Below are 507 nucleotides of genomic sequence, written 5' to 3'. Positions count from 1 at the left end.
GAAGTCGTAACAAGGTAGCCGTAGGAGAACCTGCGGCTGGATCACCTCCTTTCTATGGAGAAATCTAGTAAGCATGGCGCTTATCTAGTACGGATGTATACATCCACAATATATATAAAACTTGCTCAATGGTTACTGGAAAGTAATTATGATTCTGTTCAATTTTGAGAGATTTTACGGGGCTGTATCAAAACAAGTTTGATACTAGCCGATAAAAAAAGAGAATTCATAAATTTGAATTCTCTTTTTTGCGCATAATATTAATATGAAAAAAAACAATATTATACCTATCCATCAGATAGGTTTCCCAATAAGTTTCGAAAATATTATACTTGATGATGATTCAGTAAGAATGCTTTATGATGTTATGGAGGGATTAGATTATACAGAATTAAACAAAACTTACTCTACTATTGGTAGAAATCCAGCGCTCTTACCTGAAACCATGTTTGCAATTATAGTCTATGGATATATGGAAGGAATATATTCAAGCCGCGCTCTTGAAAA

General features: G+C 33.5%; 1 protein-coding gene and 1 rRNA gene. Both read left to right on the top strand.

Translation table 11 applies throughout. The annotated features are described in order from the left end of the window. Positions 1 to 52 (top strand): 16S ribosomal RNA (locus HF850_RS15435); the annotation flags it as partial. Positions 53 to 265: 213 nt separating this feature from the next. Then, the coding region (locus tag HF850_RS15430) for a transposase (RefSeq protein WP_169106292.1) at positions 266 to 507 on the top strand (242 nt) is incomplete at its 3' end.

Origin of the sequence: Clostridium sp. SM-530-WT-3G (genome assembly GCF_012843905.1) — a bacterium.
GTDB lineage: Bacteria > Bacillota > Clostridia > Clostridiales > Clostridiaceae > Clostridium.
Note: the sequence above shows the minus strand (reverse complement) of the source record. Positions and strands in the feature narration are given on the sequence as shown.